Origin of the sequence: Pseudomonas sp. MAG002Y, assembly GCF_019400845.1 — a bacterium.
In the GTDB taxonomy this organism is placed as follows: Bacteria; Pseudomonadota; Gammaproteobacteria; order Pseudomonadales; family Pseudomonadaceae; genus Chryseomonas; species Chryseomonas luteola.
On record NZ_WOEJ01000018.1, the window covers coordinates 44,023 to 61,907 of the forward strand.

At 57.6% G+C, this 17,885-nt stretch carries 16 protein-coding genes; all 16 read right to left on the reverse strand.

Features of this window, described 5'->3' with window-relative positions:
- Positions 1-60: 60 nt before the first annotated feature.
- On the reverse strand, positions 61-1,761 hold the full coding sequence (gene ureC / locus GM154_RS21110; protein WP_219653260.1) for an urease subunit alpha: 1,701 nt from the start codon (positions 1,759-1,761) through the stop codon (positions 61-63).
- 183 nt (positions 1,762-1,944) lie between these two features.
- Positions 1,945-2,250, reverse strand: coding sequence for an urease subunit beta (locus tag GM154_RS21115; protein WP_010795442.1), 306 nt, complete (start codon positions 2,248-2,250; stop codon positions 1,945-1,947).
- Positions 2,247-2,783 carry a GNAT family N-acetyltransferase gene (locus tag GM154_RS21120; RefSeq protein WP_219653261.1) on the reverse strand — a complete coding sequence of 179 codons (537 nt, stop codon included), beginning with the start codon at positions 2,781-2,783 and terminating at the stop codon, positions 2,247-2,249. The genes GM154_RS21115 and GM154_RS21120 overlap by 4 nt, the downstream gene beginning before the upstream one ends.
- Complete coding sequence (locus GM154_RS21125) at positions 2,776-3,288, reverse strand: GNAT family N-acetyltransferase (protein WP_010795440.1); 513 nt, start codon at positions 3,286-3,288, stop codon at positions 2,776-2,778. The genes GM154_RS21120 and GM154_RS21125 overlap by 8 nt, the downstream gene beginning before the upstream one ends.
- A 7-nt stretch (positions 3,289-3,295) precedes the next feature.
- Positions 3,296-3,598, reverse strand: coding sequence for an urease subunit gamma (locus GM154_RS21130; RefSeq protein ID WP_219653262.1), 303 nt, complete (start codon positions 3,596-3,598; stop codon positions 3,296-3,298).
- A complete protein-coding gene (locus tag GM154_RS21135) occupies positions 3,598-4,437 on the reverse strand; it encodes an urease accessory protein UreD (RefSeq protein ID WP_219653263.1) in 840 nt (279 codons plus the stop codon). Before GM154_RS21135 ends, GM154_RS21130 begins: the two co-directional genes overlap by 1 nt.
- Positions 4,438-4,528: 91 nt before the next feature.
- The gene (urtE, locus tag GM154_RS21140; protein ID WP_219653264.1) at positions 4,529-5,227 is read right to left on the reverse strand and encodes an urea ABC transporter ATP-binding subunit UrtE; all 699 of its coding nucleotides are present in this window, start codon (positions 5,225-5,227) and stop codon (positions 4,529-4,531) included.
- Positions 5,228-5,327: 100 nt separating this feature from the next.
- A complete protein-coding gene (urtD, locus tag GM154_RS21145; RefSeq protein WP_219653265.1) occupies positions 5,328-6,161 on the reverse strand; it encodes an urea ABC transporter ATP-binding protein UrtD in 834 nt (277 codons plus the stop codon).
- Positions 6,158-7,237, reverse strand: a complete 1,080-nt coding sequence (gene urtC / locus GM154_RS21150) for an urea ABC transporter permease subunit UrtC (protein WP_219653266.1) — start codon at positions 7,235-7,237, stop codon at positions 6,158-6,160. Before urtC ends, urtD begins: the two co-directional genes overlap by 4 nt.
- Entirely contained in the window at positions 7,234-8,808 is a 1,575-nt protein-coding gene (gene urtB / locus GM154_RS21155) for an urea ABC transporter permease subunit UrtB (RefSeq protein WP_219653267.1), read from the reverse strand. Before urtB ends, urtC begins: the two co-directional genes overlap by 4 nt.
- 108 nt (positions 8,809-8,916) lie before the next feature.
- The gene (gene urtA / locus GM154_RS21160; protein ID WP_219653268.1) at positions 8,917-10,191 is read right to left on the reverse strand and encodes an urea ABC transporter substrate-binding protein; all 1,275 of its coding nucleotides are present in this window, start codon (positions 10,189-10,191) and stop codon (positions 8,917-8,919) included.
- A 291-nt stretch (positions 10,192-10,482) separates the two neighbouring features.
- Positions 10,483-13,236: a hybrid sensor histidine kinase/response regulator gene (locus GM154_RS21165; RefSeq protein ID WP_219653269.1), complete on the reverse strand. Its 2,754-nt coding sequence runs from the start codon at positions 13,234-13,236 to the stop codon at positions 10,483-10,485.
- Between the two features lie 93 nt (positions 13,237-13,329).
- A complete protein-coding gene (gene purD, locus GM154_RS21170) occupies positions 13,330-14,613 on the reverse strand; it encodes a phosphoribosylamine--glycine ligase (RefSeq protein ID WP_219653270.1) in 1,284 nt (427 codons plus the stop codon).
- Positions 14,614-14,736: 123 nt separating this feature from the next.
- Complete coding sequence (gene purH, locus GM154_RS21175) at positions 14,737-16,344, reverse strand: bifunctional phosphoribosylaminoimidazolecarboxamide formyltransferase/IMP cyclohydrolase (RefSeq protein WP_219653271.1); 1,608 nt, start codon at positions 16,342-16,344, stop codon at positions 14,737-14,739.
- Between the two features lie 79 nt (positions 16,345-16,423).
- Positions 16,424-16,744 carry a DNA-binding transcriptional regulator Fis gene (gene fis, locus GM154_RS21180; protein WP_010795429.1) on the reverse strand — a complete coding sequence of 107 codons (321 nt, stop codon included), beginning with the start codon at positions 16,742-16,744 and terminating at the stop codon, positions 16,424-16,426.
- Positions 16,741-17,736, reverse strand: coding sequence for a tRNA dihydrouridine synthase DusB (gene dusB, locus GM154_RS21185; protein ID WP_122041869.1), 996 nt, complete (start codon positions 17,734-17,736; stop codon positions 16,741-16,743). Before dusB ends, fis begins: the two co-directional genes overlap by 4 nt.
- Positions 17,737-17,885 lie beyond the last annotated feature (149 nt).

Here is a 17,885-nt window from a genome sequence, read left to right on the forward strand (position 1 = left end):
CAAGGCAGCGTTATCGTTCAGAAGCGGTAACGCTGCCTTGGGCCTTCCGCAAGACCTTGATCAAAACAGGAAATACCGCTGTGCCATGGGCAATACTTCTGCCGGCTCGCACCACAACAGCTGTCCATCCGCTTTGACTTGATAATTCTGCGGATCGACTTCGATGGTGGGTAAATAGCCGTTATGGATCAGGTCGGTTTTCTTCACCGTACGGCAGCCCTTTACGACGCCAATCTGCTTCTTGAGGCCTAACTGGGCAGGCACACCTGCGTCAAAGGCCGCCTGACTGATAAAGGTCAGACTCGTGGCATGACGCGAACCGGCGTAGCTTGCGAACATAGGTCGATAGTGAACCGGTTGTGGCGTAGGGATGGACGCGTTGGCGTCGCCCATGAGGCTCGCCGCAATGGCACCGCCTTTTAGGATCAATGAGGGTTTCACGCCAAAGAAGGCCGGGCGCCACAAGACCAGGTCCGCCCATTTACCCACTTCGATGGAGCCCACTTCATGGCTGACACCATGGGTGATGGCTGGGTTGATGGTGTACTTGGCAATATAGCGTTTGGCGCGGAAATTATCGTTGCCGGGGCCGTCTTCAGGCAAGGCGCCACGCTGCTTCTTCATCTTGTCGGCGGTTTGCCAGGTACGGGTTATGACCTCGCCTACCCGACCCATGGCCTGGCTGTCAGAACTGATCATTGAAAACGCGCCCAGGTCATGGAGGATATCCTCGGCGGCAATGGTCTCACGACGGATACGGCTCTCGGCGAAGGCTACGTCTTCAGCGATGCTTGGGTCGAGGTGATGGCAGACCATGAGCATGTCCAGGTGCTCATCAATGGTGTTCTTGGTAAACGGCCGGGTTGGATTGGTAGAGCTGGGCAGTACATTGGGGAAACCGCAGGCCTTGATGATATCCGGCGCGTGTCCACCACCTGCACCTTCGGTATGATAAGTGTGAATGGTGCGGTCTTTGAATGCGCCCAGGGTCGTCTCGACGAAGCCAGACTCATTCAGCGTATCGGTATGGATTGCAACCTGGATATCGTACTGGTCAGCCACTGCAAGGCAGTTGTCGATAGCTGCCGGTGTCGTGCCCCAGTCCTCATGCAACTTAAGGCCAATAGCACCAGCCTTGACCTGCTCTATTAGCGGTTCGGGGACGCTCACATTGCCTTTGCCGGTAAAACCGATATTCATGGGGAAGGCATCTGCCGCCTGCAGCATGCGCGCCATATGCCAAGGGCCGGGCGTTACGGTAGTCGCATTGGTTCCAGTGGCAGGGCCTGTGCCTCCGCCGATCATGGTAGTCACGCCACTCATGAGGGCCTCTTCGATCTGCTGCGGACAGATGAAGTGAATGTGACTATCGATGCCGCCTGCTGTGAGGATCATGCCTTCCCCAGCGATGACCTCTGTTGCGCCACCAATAGCAATCGTTACTCCCGGCTGGATGTCCGGGTTGCCTGCCTTGCCGATGGCTGCAATACGGCCATTCTTGAGGCCGACGTCCGCCTTCACAATTCCCCAGTGGTCAAGAATCAGCGCATTGGTGATCACTGTGTCAGCCACGTCGGCTGCGCAGCGCTGACTCTGGCCCATGCCGTCGCGGATGACCTTGCCGCCTCCGAATTTGACCTCTTCACCGTAAACGGTGTGATCATGCTCGACCTCAATCCACAGGTCCGTATCCGCCAGACGCACCTTGTCGCCCGTAGTGGGACCGAACATGTCGGCATAGGCTTGGCGTGAAATCTTCATATCACTCATCCTGATCGTGTAGGGAAGGGGGCGCAGCGCCGGTCCCGTTCTGTGTTTCGGGTGTGGGTTGGTAGGGGTATTACTGCCTTCAGGCGGCGCGCCTTGACCATCCTGGCAATGGGATGAAAGGTGCGAAGCAATACCCATCATCAAGACTGATGTTTATTGCATCGGAGCTGCGTGTTATAAATGGCCCATCACACGGCCAGCAAAGCCATACACGATACGGTCGCCTGCCAGCTCCACTAGCTCTATATCGCGTGACTGGCCCGGCTCGAAGCGTACCGCCGTACCTGCCGGAATGTTCAGGCGCATGCCACGGGCCTGCTCACGGTCAAAGGCGAGGGCATCGTTGGTTTCGAAGAAGTGATAGTGAGAGCCGACCTGGACAGGGCGATCCCCCGTGTTGGCTACCGTCAGGCTCAAGGTTCGACGACCGGCATTGAGTTCTATATCGCCGTCTTTGATCTGGTATTCGCCAGGGATCATGAGAGGCTCCTGAGCTGCTTGTAGTAAAGGGCGGTCGGGTGATAGGTACCGTCGGGGTTCGCGGCATAATCCGGGATTTCCCCGACACGCTGATATCCTAGGTATTGATAGAGCTGTTCGGCGCCTGAACCCGCCAGCGTATCGAGGTAGAGCAGGGTGCGCCCCATGTCCAATGCAGCGCTTTCCAGCGTGATCATCAGCCGATGTGCGATGCCGTGCCGCCGAGCGCCACGTAGTACCATCAACTTTTGTACTTCGGCGCGCTTGAGGCCATTGCGTTTGGTCGCTGGCGCCAGTTGCACGCTACCGGCCACCGTCCGGTCACCTAACAGCGCAACCCAGAGATGAAGGCTGCCATCCGCTATGTCCTGTTGAACGTTATCCAGATATGCGTCAACTTCGGCATCGCTCAGATCAGCCAGAAACCCGATCGAGGCGCCGCCTGCAACACAGTCACGCAAAAGGTCGCCTAAGCCCCGCCTGTAATGTTGAAATGCCTCTGCACCGACGCGTTCAAGGGTGACGTCAACCATGATGGGACTCCAGTTTGAGTTGCATGAATGTAAGGTCCAGCCACCGATCGAACTTGCGGCCCACTTCCGGCATCTGGCCGGTCGTTACGAAACCCAGTCGCTCATGCAGGCGGATCGACGCGGTATTACCGCTCTCTATAGCCGCTACCATCATGTGTAGATTGGCGTTGCGGGCATATTCGATCAGGGCCTTCATCAGCATGGGGCCGATGCCCTGGCCCCGTTGATCGCTGCGAACGTATACCGAATGCTCGACGGTATGACGGAAACCCTCAATGGTTCGCCAGGTGCCATAACTGGCATAGCCGACTACCTCACCGGCAGCATCACGGGCAACCAGTACGGGAAACCCCTGAGCTGTACGGTCTGCCAGCCAGGTACGGCGGTTGGCTAGATCAACCAGGGTCTCGTTCCAGATCGCCGTGGTGTTTTCCACGGCGTCGTTGTAGATGGCCAGAATGCCAGGCAGATCGGATTCGTGGGCAGGAGCGATAGAGCACGTCATAACAGCCTCAGGCAATCGGTTGGTGTACGGTTACAAGCTTGGTCCCATCGGGAAAGGTAGCCTCTACCTGGATGTCTGGAATCATTTCCGGAACCCCTTCCATGACCTGTTCGCGGGTAAGCAACGTGGTGCCGTAGTGCATCAGCTCGGCTACCGTCTGGCCGTCCCGGACGCCTTCGAGCAGGGCGGCCGATATGAAAGCCATGGCCTCGGGATAATTGAGCTTGAGGCCCCTGGCCAGACGCCGCTCAGCCACAAGACCGGCAGTGAAAATCAATAGCTTGTCTTTTTCGCGAGGTGTCAAATCCATCAGGTGCTCCAGATACGGGGAGGGACGGCGCGGCGGCCCAGCAGGGCAGGGCGTAACAGCGTCCAGAGGTCAATCAGCCAGGCACGTGCCGCCAACGCTTCATAGGCAAGGCAACGAGCTATCAGCAGGCCAGGGAGTTGTGAAAGATCGCCACGGCCCTCGCACGGCAGGGCGCGGCAGGCCTGTAGCAGGGACTCGTTAATATCGCCGGTCACGATCAGCGTGGCGAAGACAGGATATCCGGCGAGCCCAATAGGCGACTCCAGTAAACGGTCGCCTCCGGCAATGCGCTGACGCTCATGCCATAGCGGATGGCCGTCGCGGTAGATATCCAGATGAGACTGGAAGTGTCCTGTAGCAAAGCGCTCTTGGCTGGCGGGGCGACCCAGGGCAACCATGTCCCAGTAAAAAAGGCGGGCGTCACCTTCAAGATTGATACGGGTAGCCAGCTCGGCCTGCGCACCCGAGAAGACAATGGTTTCTTGAGGTAGCCACTCCAGCGTGGCGCCGGGCTCGACGGCGAGTGTGAGACACTGATGAGCCGGGCCTGTCGCGCGATACCACTTGGCGGCACCCGGACTGGTCAGTTGCGCCCAGGCCTGCTCACCGACACGAGCATTGATTGCCAGGCGATCTCCGCCGGCAATACCACCAGGTGGGTGAACAATGATGTGCTGGCACACCTCCGGTCCCTCCGCGTGCAAATGCTTCTGCACCCGCAGCGGACCGGCATGCCGCCGCATGACCGGACGAGTCCAGTCACCCTGGCGTGCATAGGCCAATTCCAGCTCGGCCTGCCAGGCAGGGGTAAACAGGGCGGATGTAATTGGTGCGTTCATCGGTTCTTATCTGTTTTGGTTTACCGTCAGCATCATTACGCTGAACTAACGGGATCATGGCATGCCGCCTGGGTGCTCTGGCAAGCGGTTTTCAAATGGCGACCAGACCGCGTACGCCGTCGGCCTCCATCTGTGTACCCTGGCCGCGCTGGATGATTTCCCCACGAGACATCACAAGATAGTGATCGGCCAATTCGGCGGCAAAATCATAGAATTGCTCCACCAGCAGGATGGCCATGTCGCCCTTGGCCGCCAAACGCTTGATGACTGTACCGATTTCCTTGATGACCGAGGGCTGAATGCCTTCAGTGGGCTCATCAAGAATCAGCAGGCGCGGTTGGCTGGCCAGGGCGCGGCCAATGGCGAGCTGTTGCTGCTGACCGCCAGACAGATCCCCCCCTCGGCGATGCTTCATCTGCTTGAGAACAGGGAACAGCTCATAGATAAAGTCAGGGACTTCCTTGGCTTGTCCGACCGGAAAGCGAGACAGGCCCATCAGCAGGTTTTCCTCTACGGTTAGCCGAGGAAAGATCTCACGGCCCTGCGGTACATAGGCAATACCGGCATGCACCCGCTGGTGCGGCTTGAGCGTGGTAATTGCATTGTCTTCCCAGAGCACACTTCCCTGTTTCGAGGGTATAAGACCCATCAGGCACTTGAGCAGCGTCGTCTTGCCAACGCCGTTTCGGCCCAGCAGACACGTGACTTCGCCAATTCTTGCCTCAAAGGACAGGCCGCGCAGGATGTGGCTACCACCGTAATACTGATGAAGTTCGTTAACCTGAAGCATCGTTGTTCCTTATGGACGCATGAGCGAGAGGGGCGATTACCTACTCATCAATTGCCAGCTGCACAGCATTGCTGGGCTTGATCCACGCTACGGGGCGCTTTCATCGACCTAGATAGACCTCAATGACCTGCTCATTGGCCTGTACTTCGACAAGCGAGCCCTCTGCCAGAACATGCCCTTGGTGCAGCACGGTGACATGGTCAGCGATGGTGTCGACAAAGCCCATGTCATGCTCCACCACCATGAGCGAATGCTTGCGAGCCAGCGACTTGAACAGTTCCGCCGTAAACTCGGTTTCGGCATCTGTCATGCCGGCTACCGGTTCGTCCAGCAGGAGTAACTGGGGCTCCTGCGTCAGTAGCATGCCGATTTCCAGGAATTGTTTCTGTCCATGGGAGAGCAACCCGGCCGGTCGATGACGCGATTCGCTCAGGCGGATCGTGGTCAGGATGTCCTCGAGTCGCTCCTTCTGCTCACCACTAAGCGTTGCTCGCAAGCTGGCCCAGACAGACTTGTCGGCCTTTTGGGCCAACTCCAGGTTTTCATACACGGTAAGCGCTTCGAATACCGTAGGCTTCTGAAACTTCCGACCGATGCCTGCCTGAGCGATTTGCACCTCGCTCATCTGTGTCAGGTCCAGGGTTTCGCCAAAGTAGGCCTTGCCAGTATCGGGGCGGGTCTTGCCGGTGATGACGTCCATCAGGGTCGTCTTGCCGGCACCATTGGGCCCGATAATGCAGCGCAGCTCACCGACGCCGATGTAAAGCGTCAGGTCATTTAGCGCCTTGAATCCATCGAAGCTGACACTGATGTCCTCCAGCGTAAGAATAGTGCCGTGACGTGTGTCGAGACCGCCTGTGACGCGGTGGCCAAGACCGCTCGATTCGCTGCCTAGGGAGGCATCGAGCAGCTCAGGTACAGGAGCGGCTTTCATAGGCCTTTATCCTTACGGATCAGTCCGATCACGCCCTTGGGAAGATAGAGGGTTACTACGATGAACAGCAGGCCCAGAAAGAACTGCCAGTACTCGGGAAAGGCAACGGTGAACCAGCTCTTGGCGCCATTGACGATGCCCGCACCAATGATCGGGCCAATCAGCGTACCGCGGCCGCCCAGTGCCACCCAGATGGCAGCCTCGATGGAGTTGGTCGGAGCCATTTCGCTCGGGTTGATGATGCCCACCTGAGGTACGTACAGCGCACCCGCCAGACCACAAAGCACCGCCGACAGCGTCCAGACGAACAGTTTGAAGCCGCGTGGATCGTAGCCGCAGAACATGACGCGGTTCTCCGCATCGCGGATGGCGGTAAGAATGCGGCCGAATTTACTGCGCGCGAGTTGCCAGCCCAGGAGCAGACTGCCTACAAGCAGGGCGACTGTCAGCAGGAAAAGCATGGCACGCATGCCCGGTGAGGCGATCGGGAAGCCGAGCAGGGTAGTGAAGCCGGTGAACCCATTGTTACCGCCAAAACCGGTCTCGTTGCGAAAAAACAGCAGCATGCCGGCAAAGGTCAACGCCTGGGTCATGATCGAAAAGTAAACACCTTTGATGCGTGAGCGAAAGGCAAAAAAACCAAACACAAAGGCAAGCACACCAGGTGCAAGCACGACCAGGCACAGCGCCCACAAGAAGTGCTGCGTACCCGCCCAGAACCAGGGGATTTCCGTCCAGGACAGAAACGACATGAAGGCCGGGACGCCTTCTCCGGCAGACTGGCGTACCAGGTACATGCCCATCGCGTAGCCGCCCAGGGCGAAGAACAGGCCGTGGCCGAGCGACAGCAGTCCGGCGTATCCCCAGACCAGGTCCAGGGCAAGCGCCACGATGGCATAGCAGAGAATCTTGCCTACCAGTGTCAGGGTATAAGCCGACACCTGTAATGGGTTGTCGGCCGGTAGCAAGGAGAGAAACGGCAAGGCGAGCAGGCCAACCAGGGCTAATCCGCCAAGGGCCAGGGTCCAACGCGGGCCAGCTTTTTGCACAAGCGTAATGGTCAGGGGCTGGTTCAATCGATAACCCTCCCTTTGAGAGCGAAGAGTCCTTGCGGGCGCTTCTGGATAAACAGGATGATCAGCGCAAGGATTAAAATCTTGCCCAGTACTGCGCCGATCTGTGGTTCGAGAATCTTGTTGGCAATGCCCAGGCCGAACGCAGCCATGACGCTTCCAGCCAGCTGGCCAACCCCGCCAAGCACCACGACCAGAAAGGAGTCGATGATGTAGCCCTGACCCAGGTCAGGTCCGACGTTGCCAACCTGCGACAGCGCCACGCCACCCAGGCCGGCAATACCCGAGCCCAGGCCAAACGCCAGCATGTCGATGCGCCCGGTCGGCACGCCGCAGCAGGCTGCCATGTTGCGGTTCTGCGTCACGGCGCGGATATTCAAGCCTAGCCGGGTCATATTGAGCAGACTCCAGGTGAGAACCAGAACCGCAATTACAAAACCAATGATGATCAGCCGGTTATATGGCAGCAGCAGATTCGGCAAGACCTGGATGCCGCCCGAGAGCCATGCCGGATTTGCCACTTCCACGTTTTGGGCCCCGAACACGACGCGCACCAGCTGGATCAGCATCAGGCTGATGCCCCAGGTAGCCAGCAGGGTTTCAAGCGGGCGGCCGTACAGATGGCGGATCACGGTACGTTCCAGCGCCATGCCAATGACCGCCGTGATAAGAAATGCCACAGGCAGAGCCAGCAGTGGATAAAACGCGAGCCAATCGGGCGCCAGACGCTGGAACAGCAGTTGAACCACGTACGTGGAGTAGGCGCCTAGCATCAGCATCTCGCCATGGGCCATATTGATCACACCCAGCAGGCCGTACGTGATGGCAAGGCCCAAGGCTGCCAATAGCAGAATCGAGCCCAGGGAAAGGCCGGTAAAGGCCTGTCCAAGCAGATCACCGATCAGCAGGCGACGTTCCACCTGTTTCAGACTGGTTGCTGCGGCCTTGCGTACATGGGCGTCGGTCTCGTTGGCGGAATTGGTCAGCGCCTGCAGGCGCGTGCGTGCCTGGGGCTCACCGGTGTCGCCCAGCAGGCGCACCGCAGCCAAACGCACGGCAGGATCAGGATCGTTCAACTGTAGGTTGGCCAGGGCAAGACTCAACGCCTGTTTGACGTTTTCATCTGCCTCGATATGCAGGCGCTGTTCGAGCAGCGTACGCTGTTCTGGCTTGGCTTCCTGCCGTAATGCCTGTGCGGCGTGCAGACGTGCCGAAGCATCGTTGGACAGGAGCTGGTGGCTCGCCAGGGCATTACTGATCAAGACCCGGAGCCGGTTGTTCAAGCGGAAGCTTTTCGGCGTGCCGACAGGCGCTACTGTAGAGTCACCTTCTGCGGCATGCAGTGTATTGCCGTCCTTGTAGAACACGTGCTTTTCATCGTCGATGACTACGGTGTTGTCCTGCAGGGCTTGTAGAAAAGGTAAGCGGTCAGGGCTGGGCTCAGCCGACCAGGCTTGTAGTAGCTTAATCTGTTCGGCGCTGCTGGCGGCGGCGAAGTCACTGGCCGGGCCGGCGCAGGCCAAGCCGGTAGCGCTCAGCAGCAAGGCAGTCAATAAAAAGGAAACCAGGCGCATGTTTTCTCTCGTGTGTGCAGGGGCTGCACCCTCGGGCGCTTCGTGGCGAAGCAGACACTGGCAAGCGAAAGGCTCCCCAATGCCCGCGACGCGTTATCAACTCATGCGTTAAAACGTACCCTTGACTGGATGATCCGGCTTCTTATCATTGCCGGTGATATAAGGGCTCCAGGGCTGTGCGCGGATGGGACCTTCAGTCTGCCAGACCACACTGAACTGACCGTCATCCTGGATCTCGCCGATCATGACCGGCTTATGGAGGTGATGATTGGTCTTGTCCATGGTCAGGGTATAACCCGAAGGCGCCTGGAAGCGTTGATCCGCCAGCGCATCACGCACCTTGTCCACATCGGTCGATTTGGCCTTCTCGACGGCCTGCGCCCACATGTGGATACCGACGTAGGTCGCTTCCATCGGGTCATTGGTGACAGCTGTAGCGGCGTTGGGAAGGTTATGGGCCTTGGCATAGGCCTTCCAGTCGGATACGAATTTCTCGTTGACCGGACTTTCGACGGACTGAAAGTAGTTCCAGGCTGCCAGATGACCGACCAGTGGCGCCGTATCAATACCACGCAGCTCTTCTTCACCCACCGAGAAAGCCACTACCGGTACGTCTGTTGCCTTCAACCCCTGGTTGGCCAGTTCCTTGTAAAAGGGCACGTTGGAATCGCCGTTGATGGTCGAGACCACAGCGGTCTTGCCGCCGGCAGAGAATTTTTTGATATTGGCAACGATGGTCTGATAGTCACTATGACCAAAGGGGGTATAGACCTCTTCGATATTTTTGTCGTCTACGCCCTTGCTATGCAGGAAGGCGCGGAGGATCTTGTTCGTGGTACGAGGATAGACGTAATCGGTGCCCAGCAGGAAAAAGCGCTTGGCGGCACCACCATCCTCGCTCATCAGGTATTCCACTGCCGGAATGGCCTGCTGATTGGGCGCTGCGCCGGTATAGAACACGTTGGGCGACATTTCCTCGCCCTCATACTGAACGGGGTAGAACAACATGCCGTTCAGCTCTTCAAAAACCGGTAATACGGATTTGCGAGAGACGGAGGTCCAGCAGCCAAATACCACGGCTACCTTGTCCTGAGTCAGTAGTTGGCGTGCTTTTTCTGCAAACAATGGCCAGTTGGAAGCAGGGTCAACCACCACCGGCTCAAGCTTTTTACCGTTTACGCCGCCCTTGGCATTGATTTCATCGATGGTCATCAGCGCCATGTCTTTGAGCGATGTTTCGGAGATCGCCATGGTGCCGGACAGGGAGTGCAGAATACCGACCTTAATGGTGTCGGCGGCGTGCGCAGCGCTGAAAGGGAAAAGTCCGCTGAACAGCAGGGCGCTAGCGGCCAAAGTTGTCTTGAGTAGGGGACGGCGCTTCATGCATGGCTCCTGGATGATCGTGCTCGATTGTGGGTAAGCCTTTTCGGCTTTAATCGATGCATTTCACTATCCATGCCAAACTGCCACAGCCTTTGATTTGACTAAGCTCTCATACTCAAACGCTGGCGGCGTAGTAGACGTGGTGCCTTCTTTTGGTGCTCTGGATAAATACGAAAAACCAGGCGGCCCTTTTTTGGGGCGCCTGGCTTGGGCCGTTATTTGAATAAATTATAAGCAGCCTATTGGACGAGTCAGGCAGCTACATGGTGAAGAAGTCACGTAGCTGCCACCTTACTTCTTTGTTTCGCCTCGCTCACGTTCGCCAGCCCAGAACTGCACAAGGTCACGCAATTGAGACAACTCCACAGGCTTGGCCATATGACCATCCATTCCGGCTTCCTGGGCGCGCTCCTTGTGTTCGGAAAGGATATGCGCCGTCAGCGCCACAATGGGTGTTCGTGGGCGGTTCTCGCGCGCCTCCCACGCACGCATGCGTTCGGTTGCCGTAAAGCCGTCCATTTCCGGCATCTCGCAGTCCATCAATACGAGGTCATACTGGGTCTGTTGCATGGCTGCCAGGGCTTCGAGGCCATTTGTGGCTGTATCCGGCTCGATGTTGATCTTTTTCAACATGCCGCGAATAACCTTGGTTGAGATGATGTTGTCCTCGGCAACCAGAACCTTGAGGTCGTTTGGCAGAGGCGCCGACTGGGTCTCTCGAGGCGTCTCGCCCAGCGGCTGGCTGCGTCGGGAGAGTTCATCGGCCAGTGTGGCCTTCAGCGTGTAGCCTGCTACAGGCTTGGTCAGGACACGCTTGATACCCGCGTTGCGTGCAATGATCTTGCTGGGCGCGTTAGTGATACCGGTCAGCATGATCAGTAGCAGATCATGGCTCAGGTTGGGATCTTCGTTGATCCGTGCGGCCAGTTGCATGCCGGTCATGCCTGGCATCTCCTGATCCAGCAGCACGACATCGAAATATTCTTGCAGGTTCGCCTTGGTACGCAGGAGTGCCAGGGCTTCCCGCCCGGAAGCCGCCAGGGTGACGTTCATGCCCCAGGCACTGCATTGCAGCTGGAGAACCTTGCGGCAGGTTTCGTTATCGTCGACCACCAGCAGGCGGACGCCATGCAGGGGCCGGTCGAGATCAGCGCCGGGATTATCCAGAAGGCCTTGTGGAACGGGAAGGGTAAGCCAGACGGTCGAGCCAGCTTCAGCGCCGCTTTCAATACCCAGCTCACCCTTCATCAGCATGATCAGACGTTGCGTGATGGCAAGACCTCGATGAGCACCCGACACACCAGCTGCCAGAAATTCCCGGCTGTCCAACGTGCTGGAAACTAGTCGGTTGCGGGCCTCAGGCTCCAGGGGCGTACCGCTGTCCTGAACGGCGATACGCAGGCGAGGGTTTGGCGTTCCCTGACCTTCCAGAGCCACCACCAGCAGGATCTCGCCTATTTCAGTCCGCTGGAAGGCATTATCCAGCAGGCTTAGCAACACCTGGCGCAGACGCGTCGGGTCACCCGTCATCATGCGCGGCACCTGGGGCTGGATAAAGCTGATCAGTTCAACCTGTCGATGCTCGGCCTTGGCTCTGAAAATATCAAGGCTGTCCTCGATCAACGCATTGAAGTCGAATTGGACATCTTCCAGTTCGATCTGGCCAGACTCGAGCCTTGATATATCCAGAATTTCATTGATCAGGCTAAGCAGCTCATTACCTGCGCTGTGAATGGTCTGGACATAATCCCGCTGCTTGGGTGACATAGCGGTGCCTAAAAGCAGCTCGGTCATGCCCAATACACCGTTCATAGGGGTGCGTATTTCGTGGCTCATGCGTGCCAGGAAGTCTGCCTTGCCTTTGATTTCAGCCGTGTTGGCGGCTTGGTCACGGCTCATCAGGAAGTGCTTTTCAAGCAGATAACGCTGGCGCTCTCCTACGGCCACCGTAAACAGAAAGCCGGTAATCACGCTGACCATGACCAGTGCGCGTCCCAGCCATTCTGGTGAGGACCAGTAACCCATCATGCGGGGCAGGGCCAAACCACCCGCAATGATGGCCAGCAGATAGGCCAGTGCCAGCCAGCGTGCGGGCTTGAAGCCCTGTTGCCAGTATTTGACACTGATGGCGAAAAGGGTGAAAACGCTTAGGCCGATGAGGCTGTAAAGCACCTCGCCGATGTATACGTCCTTGGTCAGAATCAGGAACGCGGCCGCCAGTACAAGCGCGATGAACTCGACATAAAGCACCAGCTGCACGCGTAATGGCAGCTGCTGGCCGTTAAAGAAGGCGCTGGTAAAATAGAGCGCACACGCCATCGTTGCCAGGGTAGAGAGATCCATCAGCAACGGCGTCAGGTAGAGCTTTTCGACCAGAATCATGCTGGCCAGGCCGAAGATGTTAAAGGCGGCCACCATCTGCAGGCCGAGCAGAATGGTCAGGGCAATACCGGTACTGCTGCGCCGGTAGAAGAGCTGCATCATGTTGAAGATCATGAGCATGCACAGGCAGCCCAGCAGCGTGCCGAACATCAGTAGCCGGAAGGCGATGGTGATCTCGGCATTGGGCGCAATCTTTAGAAAGGCACGAATCGGACTTCGGCTTTCCATGCGGACAAAAACGTCCAGCGGGCCGGCGGTACTCGGCAGGGTAAACAGAAAGTCGCGGCTGGGCTGCTCACGGTAGTTACCGGGGCGTGCGATGCCGGTTCGATTGAGGGACAGGGTCCTGCCATCACTCAGGGCATAAAAATCGATATATGCCACGTTTGGTGCAATGGCCCGTAGAACGCGTGAGGCATCCGAGGCGGGCAGGCGGGTGTAAAGCCAGATTGCTCCCTCATCAGCGGGGCGATGGGTTTCCTGGCCTGGGAGCGATCTGAACTCAGAAAGCCGCTCACGCACATCGCTCAGCTGCAGGCTACCCTCTGGATCATCCAGGCGTGACCATGCCGCCATTTCGTCGGCAGCCACAGGAAACGAGGCATACAGGAAAGCCAGCACAACGCTGGCAAGCAAACAGATGGCGGTCCTGAGCCGGCGCACGAAAATTCCCTTCGTAAGTTGAATTCAGAGTATAGCGAGCCGACCAGCAGGGATAAATGCTGCCGGACATCTTCGTGACGTCCGGCAGTGGTATTAGCTGCGTTCGCGAGCTATCGCACGATAACCGATGTCGTTGCGGTAGAAGCAGCCGTTCCAGTTGATCTGTCTGGCTAGGGCATAGGCATTCTGCTGTGCCTGAGCCACGGAGTCACCTAGTGCCGTGGCGCACAGGACGCGGCCACCACTGGTCACGACCTGATCTTGGGCTAATGCTGTGCCAGCATGAAAGACCTTGCCGTCGGCAGTGACTGCCTGTTCCAGGCCGGAAATGACGTCTCCCTTGGCATAATCTCCAGGGTAGCCATCTGCTGCCAGTACGACACCCAGGCTGGGTCGAGGATCCCACTGGGCATCAGCCGTATCCAGCTGCTCAGCCAGCGCTGCTTCGACCAGTGCTACCAGACTGGATTGCAGGCGCAGCATGATCGGCTGCGTTTCAGGATCGCCAAAGCGGCAGTTGAACTCGATGACCTTGGGAGCGCCGTTCTTGTCGATCATCAGGCCAGCGTACAAAAAACCGGTATAGACATGACCTTCAGCAGCCATACCTTGTACGGTGGGATAGATCACTTCCTTCATGATGCGCTGGTGAATATCAGCCGTGACCACCGGAGCAGGTGAGTACGCACCCATGCCGCCGGTATTTGGGCCAGTGTCCGCATCGCCTACCCGCTTGTGATCCTGACTGGTCGCCATGGGCAGTACATTATGGCCGTCGACCATGACGATAAAGCTGGCCTCTTCGCCCTCCAGGAACTCCTCGATAACAACACGAGCACCCGCATCGCCAAAGGCATTGCCTGACAGCATGTCACGTACGGCAGCCTCAGCTTCTTCAAGCGTCATGGCGACGATCACACCTTTGCCTGCAGCAAGGCCGTCGGCCTTGACTACGATAGGTGCGCCCTTTTCACGCAGGTAGGCAAGGGCAGGCTCAATTTCAGTAAAGTTCTGGTATGCCGCTGTAGGAATCTGGTGGCGGGCCAGGAAATCCTTGGTGAAGGCCTTGGATCCTTCCAGCTGGGCAGCGCCTGCCGTAGGGCCGAAGCACTTCAGGCCACGTGAGTGAAACAGGTCTACGACGCCTTTTACCAGAGGGGCTTCTGGTCCGACGATTGTCAGGGCAACGTTTTTTTCGGCAAAGTCCGCCAGTTGCTCTAGGGCCAGAACATCAATAGCGACGTTTTCACATTTATCTTCGATGGCCGTACCCGCATTACCCGGCGCAACGAATACCTTTTCAACGCGAGGATCCTGTGCCGCCTTCCAGGCCAGCGCGTGTTCTCGTCCGCCGCTGCCAATGATCAATACATTCATGTTCGCTCCTTCTAGGGCTCATGCCGGCCAGGGCATGAGCCCGCAGTGATGCAAGATGTCCAGAGCCTCTCGTCTGCGCAGTGGCAGATCAAGGCTCCGGACAATACGGCAAAGCCGGTTTGATTAGTGACGGAAATGACGCATGCCGGTAAAGACCATGGCCATGCCTGCTTCATCGGCAGCCGCAATGACTTCCGCGTCACGCATCGAGCCGCCGGGTTGAATCACGGCGGTAATGCCGGCCTTGGCAGCATTGTCGATGCCGTCACGGAAGGGGAAGAAGGCATCGGATGCCATGACGGCTCCTTGTACGGCCAGTCCGGCATGTTCTGCCTTGATGGCAGCGATGCGGGCAGAGTTGACACGGCTCATCTGGCCAGCTCCTACGCCTACGGTCTGACGATGCTTGGCATAAACGATGGCGTTGGACTTCACAAATTTGGCGACTTTCCAGGCGAACAGCAGGTCTTGGATTTCCTGCTCACTGGGCGCGCGCTGAGTAACGATTTTGAGATCGGCCTGAGTGATCATACCGATGTCGCGGCTCTGTACCAGCAGGCCACCGTTTACTCGCTTGAAGTCCCAGCCGCCCACGCGATCGGTGCTCCATTCGCCGCATTCCAGCAGTCGAACATTGGCTTTGGCTGCGACGATCTCGCGAGCGGCAGCTGATACCTTGGGTGCAATGATGACTTCGACGAACTGGCGCTCGACAATCGCCTTGGCCGTTTCGCCATCCAGCTCGCGGTTGAAAGCGATGATGCCGCCAAAGGCAGACTCGCTATCAGTGGCATATGCCAGGTCATAGGCCTTGCGAATGCCGCCATCCTCTTCGGAGGCTACCGCAACGCCACAGGGATTGGCATGTTTGACGATAACGCAGGCTGGAGCATCAAAGCTCTTTACGCACTCCAGGGCTGCATCGGTGTCAGCCACGTTATTGAAAGAAAGCTCCTTGCCTTGAAGCTGGGTCGCCGTGGCGACACTCGCCTCCTGGGGCTTGCCTTCTACATAGAAAGCAGCGCTCTGATGCGGATTTTCGCCGTAGCGCATCTCTTGCGCCTTGATGAACTGGGTATTGAAGGTACGGGGAAAGCTGCCGCGGCCCTGGGTGGATAATACTTCAGCCGTCTGGTCAATCGTGCCCAGGTAATTGGCAATCATGCCGTCATAGGCTGATGTATGTTCGAAGGCCTTCAGGGCCAGATCGAAACGCTGAGCATAGGTCATGCCGCCATGCTTGAGGCTTTCGATGACCTGAGCGTAATCGCCGGCATTGACGACGATAGCAACGTCCTTATGATTTTTCGCGGCTGAGCGAACCATGGTCGGACCGCCAATATCGATATTCTCGATGGCAGTCGGCAGGTCGCAGTCTGGCTTGGCTACAGTTGCCTCAAAGGGATAGAGGTTAACGGCTACCAGATCAATCGGCTGGATGCCGTGCTGACCCATGACGCCATCATCCGTACCGCGGCGACCCAGGATGCCACCATGAATCTTGGGATGCAGCGTCTTGACGCGACCGTCCATCATTTCTGGAAATCCGGTGTAATCCGCCACCTCCACTGCCGGGACATTATTGTCGCGCAGCAATTTATAGGTGCCGCCAGTCGAAAGAATCTCGACACCTAATGCTGCAAGCTCTCGGGCAAAATCAACGACGCCAGTCTTGTCGGAGACGCTGATCAGCGCACGGCGAACGGGAAGGCGGGCGGTTTGGTCTGTCATCACAAAGTCCATCGGTCAGGCGAGAGGAAGGGCTGTCCAGAACCGGACCTTGCTCGACCGGCTCTGGACATCATGAGAATCAGAGCAGATCGTATTGCTTGAGCTTTTTGCGCAGGGTGCCGCGATTCAAGCCGAGCATCTCAGACGCCTTGGTCTGATTGCCCTTGACGTAATTCATTACGCTTTCCAGTAAGGGGGCTTCGACTTCACACAACACCATGTTGTAGACATCGGTAACCGGCTGGCCGTCCAGGTGAGCGAAATAGTTGCGAAGCGCCTTTTCAACGCTGTCTCGCAGGGTCTGGCCTTCCTGCAGCGGTGCCGTCAGGTGCTGCTTCAGATTGGCATTGTCGCTCACAGGCGTGATTCCAGTCATAGAGTTATCGGTCAACGAAGTCATGCCACTTCCTTCCCATCAGATGGGCACTGCGCGAAAAAGGCGCAAATGCTGGCGTGTTGTGCGTCCATATCTTGGAGACGGTTGAACTGAGCGCGAAAGTCCTGGGCGCCAGGAAGAGCTGAAAGATACCAGCCTACGTGCTTGCGAGCGATCCGTACGCCCATTTCGGGGCCGTAGAAACCATGCAACTCGGACAAATGGCCCAGCAGGATCTGTTCCACTTCGCCAAGGGTCGGTGCCGGCAGATGCTGGCCTGTACGCAGGTAATGATCGATCTCTCGGAAGATCCAGGGTCTCCCTTGCGCCGCACGGCCAATCAACAGGGCATCGGCACCGGTATGGTCCAGCACGTAGCGAGCCTTTTCCGGTGAGTCGATGTCACCGTTGGCAAAAATCGGAATGGAAACCGCCTGCTTGATTTCAGCGATGGTGTCGTATTCCGCTGTCCCGGTATACAGATCGGCCCGAGTCCGTCCGTGCACAGAGAGTGCCGCAATACCGGCCTGCTCTGCAATGCGGGCAATCGTCACGCCATTGCGGTGTTCACGGTCCCAACCTGTACGGATCTTGAGCGTGACGGGCACGTCAACGGCGGCTACGACGGCATCCAGGATATCGGCTACCAGCGCTTCATCTTTCATCAGCGCCGAACCGGCTGCCTTGTTGCAGACCTTTTTAGCCGGGCAACCCATATTGATGTCGATGATCTGTGCACCCAGCTCGACATTGCGCTGTGCCGCTTCAGCCAGCATGGCTGGATCGCCGCCGGCAATCTGCACCGAGCGCGGCTCGGCCTCACCGTCGTGAATCAGGCGTAGCCGTGACTTGCGGCTGTTATACAGACGAACGTCGCTAGTTACCATTTCCGATACGACCAGACCTGCACCAAGCTGACGACACAGCTGGCGGAATGGGCGATCAGTCACCCCGGCCATTGGCGCGAGGATCAGTGGGTTGGGCAATGTATATGGGCCGATGCGTACCATCGACATGAGTTTCCCTGGCCGAAATTACCTTATCCAATAGCAACTGCAGGCGCTTTGGAGGTACGGGTGTACTGGAAAAGGGTCGGCAATGATACCCGCTCGCCGTGTCCGGATAAAGGCTGAATTGAACAAAAACTGAACAGTTCAGCCTGGCC

What these genes read in the sequence shown, in the direction of transcription:
- ureC (WP_219653260.1), bottom strand. Translation starts at nt 1,761, where the DNA reads ATGAAGATTTCACGCCAAGCCTATGCCGACATGTTCGGTCCCACTACG.
- GM154_RS21115 (WP_010795442.1), bottom strand. Translation starts at nt 2,250, where the DNA reads ATGATCCCTGGCGAATACCAGATCAAAGACGGCGATATAGAACTCAAT.
- GM154_RS21120 (WP_219653261.1), bottom strand. Translation starts at nt 2,783, where the DNA reads ATGGTTGACGTCACCCTTGAACGCGTCGGTGCAGAGGCATTTCAACAT.
- GM154_RS21125 (WP_010795440.1), bottom strand. Translation starts at nt 3,288, where the DNA reads ATGACGTGCTCTATCGCTCCTGCCCACGAATCCGATCTGCCTGGCATT.
- GM154_RS21130 (WP_219653262.1), bottom strand. Translation starts at nt 3,598, where the DNA reads ATGGATTTGACACCTCGCGAAAAAGACAAGCTATTGATTTTCACTGCC.
- GM154_RS21135 (WP_219653263.1), bottom strand. Translation starts at nt 4,437, where the DNA reads ATGAACGCACCAATTACATCCGCCCTGTTTACCCCTGCCTGGCAGGCC.
- urtE (WP_219653264.1), bottom strand. Translation starts at nt 5,227, where the DNA reads ATGCTTCAGGTTAACGAACTTCATCAGTATTACGGTGGTAGCCACATC.
- urtD (WP_219653265.1), bottom strand. Translation starts at nt 6,161, where the DNA reads ATGAAAGCCGCTCCTGTACCTGAGCTGCTCGATGCCTCCCTAGGCAGC.
- urtB (WP_219653267.1), bottom strand. Translation starts at nt 8,808, where the DNA reads ATGCGCCTGGTTTCCTTTTTATTGACTGCCTTGCTGCTGAGCGCTACC.
- urtA (WP_219653268.1), bottom strand. Translation starts at nt 10,191, where the DNA reads ATGAAGCGCCGTCCCCTACTCAAGACAACTTTGGCCGCTAGCGCCCTG.
- purD (WP_219653270.1), bottom strand. Translation starts at nt 14,613, where the DNA reads ATGAATGTATTGATCATTGGCAGCGGCGGACGAGAACACGCGCTGGCC.
- purH (WP_219653271.1), bottom strand. Translation starts at nt 16,344, where the DNA reads ATGACAGACCAAACCGCCCGCCTTCCCGTTCGCCGTGCGCTGATCAGC.
- fis (WP_010795429.1), bottom strand. Translation starts at nt 16,744, where the DNA reads ATGACTTCGTTGACCGATAACTCTATGACTGGAATCACGCCTGTGAGC.
- dusB (WP_122041869.1), bottom strand. Translation starts at nt 17,736, where the DNA reads ATGTCGATGGTACGCATCGGCCCATATACATTGCCCAACCCACTGATC.